Here is a 12179-nt window from a genome sequence, read left to right on the forward strand (position 1 = left end):
GATTTGTATCACAATTTCCGCAAGTAAATACTTGCTTTATATGCGCTACTCACCATCGCTCCCACACTGAAAAAAATACAATAGACTTTTAACCAATTTAAGCCTTTTTATTCAGTGCTTCCCAAGTTATTTCAAAGCGTCTTAATGTGCAGACCGTTTATCCTCTCGCCTGTATACATGCTTCCTGTTTCCCCCGACCGTAGTTCCTTAAAAAATATCGGGATATGATGTATACACAACTTTGTAAAGGGTAAAACTCTTACACTCCAATCAGCATCTATCGATTAATGCCGTTACACGTTTAAGCTATCCAGCGACCCATTCAGCTTGCGCAAAATGGTGCCAGCTTTTCCAGCGTTAGCCTCAAAGCCCTAGTACCTTACGGCACTCTCAGCAGCCATCGTGATTGGAAATGAGCATACTTTTCCAAGTAAAAAACTTGTTCGATCAAGCATACACATTCAGCTATTAACGGAGACTATCGCTCATCCTATGCTGCTCCTGACTGTATCACTTTGAACAGGGTTTCAATGTTCCACTATTTTCATAATTTCACACCTAACTTGGCTATTACTAACCAAATGACCATTTCACGATAAATCGCTTATAGGCTCCCGTTTCCTTGTCGCCCAACCACTTTTTATTTGCTTGGAACTCTTAAAAAGTGAATGAACGGATAGAAAAAGGATATTGCAATCCTCTAGCCCCCGTTGCAACGTACCGAGCGAGGTTTCCCCAGCAGTCCGCTACATCGGCAGTACAAGAATGGTTAGGTCATGTACTCAGGACAATATGTATCAAAGTTTTGAATGGGGGTCAGCCATTCATCCAACTTCAAAAAAGTACTGGAATGGATGGTCAATCCACAATTCGATTGATATGTATGCATATTATCATAATGAATTTATTATATCAATAATATTGATTATTAATTTAAATAAGTATAAGATTTTCTAATTAAATCTCGTCATGCGCACTAGGAACTACTTTATTGTCACCTTACAAAGTGAGGTGACAATGCTCGCGCAATTTGATCAATGCTGATTGCTAGCGCACTCAGCAAGATAGGAAAAGTAGAGATATTTATTGTTGATGAACAATTCAAAATTGAGTCAAGAATTTGATATAGAAGTGGATTGTTGACTTACATCATTAATGTATAGTTGGATGACAAAAAAATGATCGATTATAGTCCCCATACAAAATACACCGCACAAAAAATTCAGGATAAAGTCACTCGAGGATCATATTTTTATTGCAAATTTATTGTCAAAACTGAGTTGGACAAAATTGATATTGAGAAAATTATTCTTAAATTAACGGAACGATATTCCTTACATTTAACAAGCCGCCAAAGAAACTATCGATTAAAGCAAGGATTACCAGTAGCTGATCTAATCATTCAGGATATTCTTTATAAAGATGCGTGGTTATTTATCTTATTAATCAAAACTCCTAATAGCCATCGGCATAGTAAAGAAACGGTAGGAAAGGTGATTTCAGTATCTAGCTCAGTACTCGGTTCCAATGACAAAATTACAGAAATTGAACCTGTTATTTGGGATAAAGTCACCTTAGAGCAAGAATTAACTTTTATTCATAATTTTTTTAACGACAATGAACAGTTTAATTTTGTGTTGAATAAGCCATATTTGAGCTTAGATTTTGGGAAGTGTGAGGCTGAATTAGTACGATTAAGTCTTAAAAAATATGCTGAACACCAGACTAAATTTTATCGACCAAGCAATAAAAATTTTTCATGGACATGGCGATTTAAGAAAGGGGAGATAGAAAAGCAAAAAAGGGAACTAACTCAAATTCTGAACCGAGTTATTTCACAGAAAAATCAGAATAAAGCAGTAAATGATCTTCTTTCATGGCAACAGTATTTTAAAGTTTATGCGGTATTTCGTGGCACGCGCCAACAAGCCGGTCGTTTATATACTTTTGGAAAGTTATTCTTTTTTGGTCGGAAACGACAACGTTGGGATCAGGCGAACATGCCTATACTGGATTTAACTATCATTCCACGCTATGAAATTTATGCAGACTCTTATGGTGAATATTGTATGGTAATCCCCCCTAAAAATAATTGAGTTTAAAAGTAGAAAATCGAATAACCTTGATTTAAGGAGATTTTCTATGAAAACATCTAAGTATTCAGACAGCTTGATCATGAGTATCTTGAAGCAAGCTGAAGCAGGAACACCCATACCGAACTTGTGCCGCGAACATGGTATGAGCTCTGCTACATTCTACAAGTGGAAGTCCAAATATGGCGGCATGGATCTTTCAATGATGACGCGGCTTAAAGAACTTGAGGCTGAAAATGCCCGTTTAAAACGCATGTATGCTGATGAGCGGCTAAAGTCAGACATCTTGCAAGATGCACTTTTAAAAAAGTTTTAAGGTCTGTTCAGCGAAAGTCACTTGCTCAGCAAGCTACTGAGCAATTTAAGATTTCAATCAGCATGGCCTGCTTAATTTTTAAAGTCAGTCAAACGTGTTATCGCTATAAAGCTCGTTTAGATGAAGAGAATCAACAGATTGCCGAATGGTTGATTCAATTAACCAATGATCATAAAACATGGGGCTTCAAGCTTTGTTTCCTGTATTTGCGTAATGTTAAAAAATACAAATGGAACCACAAACGTGTCTATCGCATTTATAAGGAGCTTGAGCTTAATTTAAGAATCAAGCCTAATAAGCGGATTAAACGAGAACAGCCAGAACCCCTTGCAGTACCGACAGCTAAGAATGAATCATGGTCAATGGACTTTATGTATGATCAACTCAGTGATGGACGTAGTTATCGAGTTCACAACGTGATTGATGACTATAATCGCGAGTCATTGGATATATTGATTGACTTTTCGTTGCCAGCAGAACGTGTGCTGAGAGGACTTGATCAGCTCATTGAATGGCGAGGTAAACCTAAACGCATTAGAACCGACAATGGCCCAGAGTATATAAGTGAGCTGATGGAAAAGTGGTGTGATCAGCATGGTATTGAGCATGTATTTACTCAACCAGGCAATCCACAGCAAAATGCATATGTTGAGCGATTTAATCGTACAGTACGTTATGAGTGTCTAAATCAATATTTATTTCGAGATCTGAGCGAGGTGCAGGACTATACAACTGACTGGCAGTACTTTTATAATCATGAACGACCTCATATGTCAGTAAATGGTTGTCCACCTATTTTTAAACAATAACAAGGCTTTAGATTTTCTACCCATTAATTCAATTAAAAATGGGGGTATTACCGGGTTATGTATCACCTTTTGAGTTTGAAGCAATGTACTATGATAAGATTAACCCGTTAGGTCAGGTGGCCTAACTTAAATAAAAAAGTCTCCGACAAACCCGGTACGGTTCATGATGTATGCCGCAAATGCCCTGGAAGCATTTAAAGAGTTTTCCAACTGATTGGATAGTGGAGTAAATGGAGGGATGAAATGAGTCAGCACTGGAATGAATTGTATACCCAGACGCAGGACTTATACGGCACAGCAGCAAACCTGTTTATCCATGAGATTGCGGAAAAAATCCGGATAGAAGGTAAAACACTGGCTATTGCTGAAGGGGAAGGACGGAATATCCTGTACCTGGCTGAGCAGGCAAGACAGCAGGGTTACCCTTTTTCAGCGGAAGTTTGGGATTATTCCGATGTTGCTTTGAAGCATCTGTCCAGTAAAGCTGAAGCCACAGGGATAAAGCTTGAACTCAGACATGTTGATTTAACAGCAGCGAAATGGCCGTCCGAGCGTTATCAAAACGCGATTTGTGTATTTGGTCATTTCGATACAGAAACGCAAAAAAAGGTTTTAGAAGGCATAAGAAAATCCTTGCTCAACGGTGGATGGTTTATCGGTGAGCTGTATTCCAAGGAGCAGATCAACTATAAAACTGGTGGCCCTAAAAATATCGAATATTTATACGATCCGTGGGATATTTTGCAGGTTTTCAAGCAGGATCATATCCATCATTTTTATGTTGGAGAGCAAGAAAGACAGGAGGGAGAATTACATTGTGGTAAATGCCATGTTATTCAATTTGCGATACAAGTGATGAAGTAAAAACAAGTGAATTCTTAAATGTGATGCAAATATTCAGCATTGCAGTACTTTAAAAAAGAGGTTTTATTATGTCAAATCGGTTCAAAAATAAAGTTGCCCTAGTTACTGGTGCGGGTTCTGGAATTGGGAAAAGCACAGCTATGCTTTTAGCGAAGCAGGGTGCAAGTGTTGTAGTCTCGGATATTAACTTTGAAGCAGCACAGAAAGTTGCTGAGGAAATTGTATCTTTAGGCGGTAAAGCGGCTGCGAATAAAGCCAATACGGCTGAACCTGAAGACATGAAAGCAGCGGTTGAATTTTCAGTCAGCACCTATGGTGCGCTTCATTTAGCTTTTAACAACGCTGGAATATTGGGTGACGTTCAGCCAATTGCAGATTTAAGTATTGAAGCTTGGCGTCGTGTGATTGATATTAATTTGAATGCGGTCTTTTATGGCTTACATTATCAAATCCCTGCAATATTGGCAGCCGGCGGTGGTGCAATTGTGAATACAGCATCAATTTTAGGTTTAGTTGGGACTGAAAATATTTCTGGTTATGTTGCAGCTAAGCATGGTGTAACCGGGCTTACTAAAACGGCTTCGCTAGAATATGCTAAAAAGGGTATTCGTATTAATTCAGTACATCCTGGTTATATTAAAACACCTTTAATTGGTGAGTTTGATGAAGCTGAACTGACAAAATTGCATCCAGTTGGTCGTTTAGGAAATCCGGAAGAAGTTGCTCAGGTCGTTGCTTTCTTACTTTCTGATGATGCATCTTTTGTAACGGGCAGCCAGTATGTAGTAGATGGTTCATATACTTCACAATAGTTAATTTTAGGAAAGGCCTTCACCTAATTGAGAAGGTTTTTCCTTTTAGAGTTTATATATAAGTATATGTTTTACAAATAAAAAACCTTATGGAATTCATCAGGTGTTTATATGAAATATCGTGTCAACTTATTTTAAGCCTAGGCAATTTAATTTTTTGATTAAATAGCAGTTAGTAAGATGTATTTTATTAGCTAAAGTTCCCACTAACTTTTAATGGAAACTTTAACTATGGTTTTAGATTTTATTCATAGGCGAGTTAAAGTAAACTGTTAATAAAATTATCAGGATCAATTTCATCCGTCACAATAACATGTACGCCAATATTTTTGAGTTTTTCTCGCAATCTGTCACCCATCCCTGTGGTTACGAACATGTCCATAGGTAACAGTTTTTCTAGTACCTCACCCGACTGAGAAAATGATGCTTCTTTCTCCACCTCAATGAGCTGTTTGTCCATAACTTTCCCATCTTTGAGCTCATATTTCCAGAATTTTCGGCATTTCCCAGCATGCGGAGTAATATGACGTCGGTTCTGTGATGTAATTACAATTACCATAAAGATTTCTCCAAACCAAACCGATACTACTGCTCTTTATAGGTATGTATCGGTTCATGATGATTCATAAGTTAAGCTTGTAGTGACAGAAGCTATTCAAAAACATAGCTAATACTATTCAAGCAAGATTTTCCAAAACAAACTGAGGTGACTTGATAAAGAGTTTCAACAAAGCTTGGGCTGAGCTTGAGGGATGACGAACTCCACGTTCCCAACTTTCTAAGGTACGGGCGGAAATACACAGTTTTGATGCTAGTTCTGTCTGTGAAATATTTAGAGCTTGCCGGATCCTTACAATTTGTTGTGCTAAATCCAGACAACAGTTGCTATTAAAATCACTTTTTGGGAGATGTGCCTGATCATGCTGAAGTAGATTCATCATTGTCTCCTCCTTATCGATATACTAGAAAGTTGTAATAACACTTTGAAAAATCCAAAGGTCATTGAGACTGTGACAGCCTGATTTCAAATAAATTTGAATACAGATAAATTAAAAGCCATATTCATTATTACGGATAGGATCACTGTGACTGAAGATGCTAATTGTGAGCTGCTCACATGTTTTGGATAGATGAATATTTTCAGCCATATCGGAAACTGCGGAAGACTGCTCAGCGATACCACATCTGCTGATTTAGTGGATGAGTGTTAAAGGAGGAGCACGACCCTGAGGAATCAGGAACCACGGAGCAGGTGGAGACAGCGTATATGGGACAACTGTACTGAAGAATTGTAGTAATATCTGAGTCCTGATCAGTACTAGTCTGAGTTTCGTATCCAGTAGCGGTAGGGTATAGCTGTGCACCAGGCAAAACTGGCAGTCATGCTCGGTATGTGCATCATCCCGCTCTTGATGTTCATGTCGATCCTGCACATGTGTGAAGACATGTGCATTATTTTGGTCTGCTCCGCTGGCTTGATTGCTATGCGGATGTGATGTTGCGAAGCTGTGGTGTGGATGAACGTTAGTAACTTCTAGATGTAATGCTGCGGCAATAGTTTTACATACCGAAAAAACACTGTGTTTTTCTGGCAATAAAGGCTGCAGCAACACAGCGATCTGTAACAAGATTGCTGATAACCCCAGCAATCTTCCCAACATCATGAGCACTTCACTACACTTTTATGGACATTACATAAGTTATAATATAACAAAATATAAAATTTATAATTGAAAAATAGACGATAAAATCGATTTTAATCTGCTACTCAACATAATTTTATTTTTTCTTTATGGAATAGGAAGCATAAGATCATTCTGAAGCGAATGAGGTCTTATTAAAGTTGGACTGCATTGTAGGTTTAGTTATTAAAAAGTCATTGTATTTTCTATGAGGATAGATTTGAAGTTTAACCAACCCAAGATTGGCTTATATTTATTTTACTACTTATTTTTATTTTAAATCCTTATAAATATAAGTCGCGGATAACAACTGTTCTAATAGAGGAAAATCATGTTTAATATTCTGATGTATCTACCTTGGGGCAAGGTGCCTGAAACTACCTGTCAGGAATTATGGCAGAAACGGGAAATTGTACAGATTGTTGATGTCCGAAGTGCTCAAGAGTTTAAACATAGTCATATAGAAGGTGCTGTCAATTTACCTATTACACAGTTGAACGAATCTACAATACAGTCATTAGGGCTTGATCCGGATCAGCCTGTGGTGACCATTTGTCTATCGGCACACCGGAGTATTCCTGCAACACGCAGATTGGCCAAGATGGGTTATTCAGTCACACAGTTAAAAGGTGGTATGAAATCCTGGTGGAAAAACAACCTACCTTGCATCAAAAACTAAGTTTTAAATGTGCTCTGTGAGCTTCTAAATTTTAAAAAGGAGTAAGACTATGTCGACTCAACCAAATGTAAAAGATTTTTTTGATCCTAAAACAAATACATTCAGTTATGTAGTTTCAGATCCAGCCACAAAACAATGTGCGATTATCGACAGTGTTCTCGATTATGACTCTGCTTCAGCAGTGACATCTACCACGCATGCCGATCAAATCATCGCGTATGTCAAAGAGCAGGGCTTACAGGTTGAGTGGATTTTGGAAACGCATGTACATGCAGATCATTTAACAGCAGCACAGTATTTAAAACAGCAACTCGGTGGAAAAACAGCGATGAGCGAACGAATTTCACTGGTACAGGACACCTTTAGCTCAATCTATAACATTGATATCAAACAATTCAATGCTTACCAGACATTTGATCATGTATTTCAGGATCACGAAGAATTTCATATTGGCAACCTGAAAGCCTATAATATTCCTACTCCTGGCCATACACCTGCATGCTTGAGTTATGTGATTGGGGATGCTGTTTTTGTGGGTGATACCTTGTTTATGCCTGATTATGGAACGGCACGATGTGATTTTCCTAAGGGCAGTGCTGCGACTTTATTTGACTCTGTACAGATCCTCTATCAGTTGCCTGAAGACACTCGTGTTTTCCTATGTCATGACTATTTACCGGAATCACGTCATGACTACATCTGTGAAACGGATATCAAAACTCAGAAACAGTTTAATATTCATATTCATATTGGCACAGAAAAAGCGGAGTTTGTTGCAATGCGCCAAAAACGTGATGCAACCTTGAGAATGCCTGAGCTGATTCTGCCATCCATTCAGATTAATATGAATGCGGGACGCTTTCCCCAACCAGAACAAAATGGCGTATCTTACTTAAAATTGCCTCTCAATTATTTCAAGTAAGCAAAGTCTTCTTCTGAACACTCTTTGTACAATAAATAACTTTCTCCTGCATCAACTGTAAGAGAAAGTTATTTTATTATCTTAAGTGTTTAATTTAATCAACTTTTTATTTATTTTTTTTGCTTTTCAAAAACGAATATATATTATATATTTATAGAATGAAAAGCTGAGTAAATAAGTAGGAATTTATCTTTAAATTTCATCTTTTTATCCAGCGTATCCCTCTTATTCGATGCCAGTCGAGAGAAAACTTGCTGAAGCGAAGTGGAATCTTTATTGCATTTGCAGCCATACTTTTGCAAATTGCAGTATATTTACAGCCTCTGCTGCCGGAAAAATTTCATATTGCTCCGGTCTGTATGTCGATCACCCACAATCTTCTTTCGCCTGCTGATCATCATCATATCCACTCGGTTCATCATGAGCTGCTACAGGATTTGATGCTTCAACATTCCCACGATCACAATGAACATAACCATCAATGCCAATATTGTAAGGTCTATGGTGATTTGGTGCTGCCATTTAAGTTGGGGATTGATGAAGTTCTGGACCGGATTCAAGTCAGATTAAATTTCTATCAGACTGTTTTCCGGCATGTCTATTTCAGCTTACAGAAGCTGTATTTGCTGCCGCAGGGCAGAGCGCCTCCTTTGGCTCTTTAAGACACGATTTGTCACATCAAACAGTTGATCTGTTTATACCACACAACATCTTAAAGAGTTTTAATCATGAAAATTAATACTTTGTTGCCTGTTAGCAGCATTATGAGTTATCTCAGCCTTAAAAAAGTAATGTGGGCATGCAAACGTGAAGGCTTACGTATTTACAATACTGTAAATATGTGGACACACTTAAATTTAAATATACATAAAACGATATTTCAGAGTGTTTTGCTGAAATCTTTTCACCCATTAATAGAAGGATAAGGTGACAACATGGACTTAGGGTTAACCGCGCTGGAACTGGCGCGTATCCAGTTTGCATTTACCGTATCATTTCATATTATTTTTCCTGCCATTTCTATTGGTTTAGCCAGTTTTCTAGCCGTTCTGGAATGGCGTTGGCTTAAAACCAATGATCCGGTATACCGGGACTTATTTAAGTTCTGGATCAAAGTCTTTGCCCTGTCCTTTGGTATGGGCGTGGTCTCTGGCGTGGTGATGAGCTATCAGTTTGGTACCAACTGGAGTGAGTTTTCACGGATTTCCGGCAGTGTCACAGGACCATTACTCGCTTATGAGGTTTTAAGTGCGTTTTTCCTTGAAGCCGGTTTTCTGGGGATTATGCTATTTGGTTGGGGCCGAGTGGGGCCTAAAACCCATTTTTTCGCAACACTAATGGTTGCAGTAGGTACCTGTATATCCATGTTCTGGATTCTGTCCTCGAACAGCTGGATGCAAACCCCTCAGGGCTTTACTATAGAAAATGGTATTATCGTCCCGCAAGATTGGTTTGCGATTGTATTTAATCCATCCTTCCCATATCGATTAGCACATATGGCGATGGCCGCTTTCCTTGTTTCAGCCTTGTTAGTTGCAGCAACAGCTGCTTTCCACTTATTAAAAGGTCGTCGTGATGCCTTGGTAAAAAAATCATTTTCCATGGCCATGTGGATGATTCTTGCTTTGGCACCTCTGCAAATGTTTGTAGGTGACATGCATGGCCTGAATACGCTTGAACACCAACCGGCCAAATTAGCGGCTATAGAAGGACACTGGGAAACCAATAAAGATAGTGGTATGCCACTCTATTTATTTGGTATTCCTGATATGGAAGCTGAAGAAACCAAATATGCGATCGGGATTCCGAATCTGGGGAGCCTGATCATGACACATACTCTGGATGGTGAAGTCAAAGGTTTAAAAGAGTTTGCACCTGAAGACCGTCCAAACTCACTGGTTGTATTCTGGAGTTTCCGGATCATGGTAGGGCTCGGTGTACTCATGATTCTGATGGCAATTTTAGGGGTATGGCTGAGAAAAACAGGAAAGTTTTATGATTCCCTATGGTTGCATAAGTTTGCCTTATATATGGGGCCATCAGGATTTATCGCTTTACTTGCCGGTTGGTTTACCACTGAAGTTGGTCGTCAACCTTGGGTTGTTTATGGTGTATTGCGTACTAAAGATACACTTTCTCCCGTTTCAGCAGAGCAGGTAGGTTTAACCTTGATCATTTTTGTGGTGGTCTACTTTATTGTGTTCGGTGTTGGCATTTTCTACATGCTGAAACTGATGCGTAAAGGCCCGGATTTTATACATTCGGCACCACATAGTGAGCAGGCGATCATACAGGCATCAAAGCGTCCTTTAAGTACGATTGATGAGGAGAATGATCTTGATCAAGTAAGTTCTAAACAATCTCAGGAGAACCAAAAATGATCGATTTATCATTGATTTGGATTCTAATTATTGGATTAGGGGTGCTGATCTATGTCGTGCTAGATGGCTTTGACCTTGGTATTGGTATCCTATTTCCTTTTATTTCCGATCGCCAGGAACGTGATGTTATGATGAATACCGTCGCGCCCGTCTGGGATGGTAATGAAACCTGGATGGTACTTGGTGGTGCAGGATTATTTGCTGCGTTTCCCTTGGTGTATTCTACGGTGCTTTCAGCTCTGTATATGCCAATCATTCTTATGGTAATTGCCTTAATTTTCCGTGGTGTGGCATTCGAATTCAGGTTTAAGGCCAATAAAACTAAACATCTGTGGGATCAAGCTTTTATATGGGGTTCCATTCTGAGCTCATTTTTCCAAGGACTGATTTTGGGAGCCTATATTCAGGGGATTGAAACCACGAATGGCATCTATACTGGTGGCGGTCTGGATTGGTTAACACCTTTTTCCCTGTTTACCGGTTTAAGTGTAGTCGTACTGTATGCAACACTAGGATGTGGTTGGTTGATCTTTAAAACCGAAAAAATGCTGCAGAATCGCATGTTTGAACTGATGCCAAAACTGCTGATTTCATTACTGATGATTTTTGCCTGTGTCAGTATTTATACGCCTTTGGCTCATCCTCAAATTGCAGAACGCTGGTTCAGTCAACCGCAACTCTTTTATTTTAGCCCGGTACCCGTACTGGTTCTGCTGTTTACTTTCCTGGCAATCAAAGCCTGTAAGCAGCGCAAAGAGTTCCTACCATTCATTTATACTTTGGCTTTGGTAATTCTCGCTTATAGCGGTTTTCTGATTAGTTTATGGCCTTATGTCATTCCACCATCAGTCACCATTTGGGAGGCTGCAGCACCTGCCAGTAGTCAATTGTTCGCCCTCATTGGAGCATTGATTTTAATTCCGATCATTCTTATTTATACCGGATTATCGTATTGGGTTTTCAGGGATAAAGTGCGTGTGGGTGATGAAGGTTATCATTAAGGAGGCAGAATGAAAATTTCTCAATTGAAATGGTTTATTGGCTTATGGCTGGCTGGTTTTTTAAGTTTGGCCTTGGTCGCAGGACTGTTTAGATTGCTGTTGAAATTGGCGTATTAAGTTTTAAACACAGGTCAGTGAGGTTTTCCTTACTGACCTATTTTTTATAAGGTTCAGTTTTTTTAGATGCAAAAAATTGCTGGATCTGAATAAGTTTGATGAGAGATTTGGACTAAAAATAAATGAGGAGTAAATGATGAAAAACCATCTTTTTTGTGTAGGCATTGAATTTAAAAAAGCATCGGATCCATCAGAATCCTATGCGTATGTGACAGCTTATTTAGGCGCAAAAAACATTGATGAAGCAATTCAACGGGTGGAAAAACAGCTGGAGCAAGAAGGAAATGAAATCCTGTTTGTCCGCGGTTGTTGGGTCGTCGATTCAGACTGTGATGATGGTTTCTGTCCAACAGATGAGAGTAGGACGCTAGCAAACAATGATTTGCTTTTTAATGACCAGATCAAGTTTGGAAAATTACAAGAATGGTCAATCAATAATAACTACGAATACTAATTTCGTAAGTGATGCATCAGTTGGTTTTTTCTTTCTGATGCTGTAGTAG

The 12179-nt window shown here is 38.9% G+C and carries 12 protein-coding genes; 10 read left to right on the forward strand and 2 right to left on the reverse strand.

Annotated features, from left to right (window positions below; all coding sequences use genetic code 11):
* The first annotated feature begins 1178 nt into the window (after positions 1–1178).
* The 4 genes from ACEO2X_RS06255 (at position 1179) to ACEO2X_RS06270 (ending at position 4894) form a co-directional block, all read left to right on the forward strand.
* Positions 1179–2096 (forward strand): hypothetical protein, encoded by a 918-nt coding sequence (locus ACEO2X_RS06255; protein WP_371971264.1) that lies wholly within the window; start codon positions 1179–1181, stop codon positions 2094–2096.
* A 46-nt stretch (positions 2097–2142) separates the two neighbouring features.
* Positions 2143–3218 (forward strand): IS3-like element ISAba20 family transposase gene (locus ACEO2X_RS06260; protein ID WP_371971266.1). Its coding sequence is split into 2 segments (ribosomal slippage): positions 2143–2395 and positions 2395–3218, totalling 1077 coding nucleotides; the frame shifts between segments, so codons are not numbered across the junction.
* A 243-nt stretch (positions 3219–3461) separates the two neighbouring features.
* Positions 3462–4082, forward strand: a complete 621-nt coding sequence (locus tag ACEO2X_RS06265) for a class I SAM-dependent methyltransferase (RefSeq protein ID WP_371971268.1) — start codon at positions 3462–3464, stop codon at positions 4080–4082.
* 68 nt (positions 4083–4150) lie between these two features.
* Positions 4151–4894, forward strand: coding sequence for an SDR family NAD(P)-dependent oxidoreductase (locus tag ACEO2X_RS06270; RefSeq protein ID WP_121594997.1), 744 nt, complete (start codon positions 4151–4153; stop codon positions 4892–4894).
* Between the two features lie 259 nt (positions 4895–5153).
* On the opposite strand, the gene ACEO2X_RS06275 is transcribed toward ACEO2X_RS06270, so the two are convergent.
* Both ACEO2X_RS06275 and ACEO2X_RS06280 read right to left on the reverse strand, forming a co-directional pair.
* Positions 5154–5453, reverse strand: a complete 300-nt coding sequence (locus ACEO2X_RS06275) for a NifB/NifX family molybdenum-iron cluster-binding protein (RefSeq protein ID WP_120366198.1) — start codon at positions 5451–5453, stop codon at positions 5154–5156.
* A gap of 118 nt (positions 5454–5571) precedes the next feature.
* Positions 5572–5832, reverse strand: coding sequence for a DNA-binding transcriptional regulator (locus tag ACEO2X_RS06280; RefSeq protein ID WP_120366197.1), 261 nt, complete (start codon positions 5830–5832; stop codon positions 5572–5574).
* A gap of 1111 nt (positions 5833–6943) precedes the next feature.
* Between ACEO2X_RS06280 and ACEO2X_RS06285 the strand changes: the two genes are divergently transcribed.
* The 6 genes from ACEO2X_RS06285 (at position 6944) to ACEO2X_RS06310 (ending at position 12130) form a co-directional block, all read left to right on the forward strand.
* Complete coding sequence (locus ACEO2X_RS06285) at positions 6944–7255, forward strand: rhodanese-like domain-containing protein (protein ID WP_371971270.1); 312 nt, start codon at positions 6944–6946, stop codon at positions 7253–7255.
* A 49-nt stretch (positions 7256–7304) separates the two neighbouring features.
* On the forward strand, positions 7305–8177 hold the full coding sequence (locus tag ACEO2X_RS06290) for an MBL fold metallo-hydrolase (RefSeq protein ID WP_371971271.1): 873 nt from the start codon (positions 7305–7307) through the stop codon (positions 8175–8177).
* Positions 8178–8428: 251 nt separating this feature from the next.
* Positions 8429–8839, forward strand: coding sequence for a DUF2946 family protein (locus ACEO2X_RS06295; RefSeq protein ID WP_081401333.1), 411 nt, complete (start codon positions 8429–8431; stop codon positions 8837–8839).
* A gap of 273 nt (positions 8840–9112) precedes the next feature.
* Positions 9113–10558, forward strand: coding sequence for a cytochrome ubiquinol oxidase subunit I (locus ACEO2X_RS06300; RefSeq protein WP_371971272.1), 1446 nt, complete (start codon positions 9113–9115; stop codon positions 10556–10558).
* Positions 10555–11559, forward strand: coding sequence for a cytochrome d ubiquinol oxidase subunit II (cydB, locus tag ACEO2X_RS06305; protein WP_110975861.1), 1005 nt, complete (start codon positions 10555–10557; stop codon positions 11557–11559). Before ACEO2X_RS06300 ends, cydB begins: the two co-directional genes overlap by 4 nt.
* A 253-nt stretch (positions 11560–11812) precedes the next feature.
* Positions 11813–12130 (forward strand): hypothetical protein, encoded by a 318-nt coding sequence (locus ACEO2X_RS06310; RefSeq protein ID WP_004973778.1) that lies wholly within the window; start codon positions 11813–11815, stop codon positions 12128–12130.
* Positions 12131–12179: the final 49 nt, after the last annotated feature.

The organism is Acinetobacter sp. AL9 (genome assembly GCF_041464035.1).
Taxonomy (GTDB): domain Bacteria; phylum Pseudomonadota; class Gammaproteobacteria; order Pseudomonadales; family Moraxellaceae; genus Acinetobacter; species Acinetobacter towneri.

Coding starts and splice junctions, on each gene's coding strand:
- ACEO2X_RS06255 (WP_371971264.1), top strand. CDS start 1,179: ATGATCGATTATAGTCCCCATACAAAATACACCGCACAAAAAATTCAG.
- ACEO2X_RS06265 (WP_371971268.1), top strand. CDS start 3,462: ATGAGTCAGCACTGGAATGAATTGTATACCCAGACGCAGGACTTATAC.
- ACEO2X_RS06270 (WP_121594997.1), top strand. CDS start 4,151: ATGTCAAATCGGTTCAAAAATAAAGTTGCCCTAGTTACTGGTGCGGGT.
- ACEO2X_RS06275 (WP_120366198.1), bottom strand. CDS start 5,453: ATGGTAATTGTAATTACATCACAGAACCGACGTCATATTACTCCGCAT.
- ACEO2X_RS06280 (WP_120366197.1), bottom strand. CDS start 5,832: ATGAATCTACTTCAGCATGATCAGGCACATCTCCCAAAAAGTGATTTT.
- ACEO2X_RS06290 (WP_371971271.1), top strand. CDS start 7,305: ATGTCGACTCAACCAAATGTAAAAGATTTTTTTGATCCTAAAACAAAT.
- ACEO2X_RS06300 (WP_371971272.1), top strand. CDS start 9,113: ATGGACTTAGGGTTAACCGCGCTGGAACTGGCGCGTATCCAGTTTGCA.
- cydB (WP_110975861.1), top strand. CDS start 10,555: ATGATCGATTTATCATTGATTTGGATTCTAATTATTGGATTAGGGGTG.
- ACEO2X_RS06310 (WP_004973778.1), top strand. CDS start 11,813: ATGAAAAACCATCTTTTTTGTGTAGGCATTGAATTTAAAAAAGCATCG.